The 538-nt window shown below is 45.7% G+C and carries 1 pseudogene; it reads right to left on the bottom strand.

Features of this window, described 5'->3' with window-relative positions:
- Positions 1-144: 144 nt before the first annotated feature.
- Positions 145-324: pseudogene (locus BWI97_RS25075) on the bottom strand (phosphosulfolactate synthase); the annotation flags it as partial.
- Between the last annotated feature and the right edge of the window lie 214 nt (positions 325-538).

Genomic DNA, 538 nt, shown 5'->3' on the forward strand with positions numbered 1-538 from the left:
TGGCCAGTAATCCGTACACAATCGGGTTTGTCGCGGTATTCAGATAAGCACTTAACATCCAGCTAAGCAGCCCAGACTCATGAAGCAGACAACCGCGAGTGAAGCCCGTTTCCAATATAGTCCTGCCGTCATCGGAATAAATAGCAGCCTGGGCGTTACGAAAGACGTCGCCCATCCCAGCTTTACAATGTCTACATGATCGGCAGCAACATCCAGAAAATCTTCTGCTTGTCTGATACTTAGCCCTTTGTCCATAGCCATGGTTAATCCAGACTGCCGGGGCTTCTCGGTACGCTCGGGAATTTGATTTAAATGGTAATTCATACGGCAATGATTGCTTTCACGAGAAAGTGCAAAAGTAGCCTAGTCCAACCGTTAGACAAGGAATCCGGAATAAATCTCTGGTAATAGGGGATTCCGGGGTCCGAGAAGGAAACGCCTCGGACTGCTCAAAGTTTAGAATTATTTCCGTTTCGCGGCTCATTGTTTCCAAGATCGAATACATTGTTTAGCACAAAGCACTATAATATTCTATTAT

This window comes from Siphonobacter sp. BAB-5405 (genome assembly GCF_002872335.1).
Lineage (GTDB): Bacteria > Bacteroidota > Bacteroidia > Cytophagales > Spirosomataceae > Siphonobacter.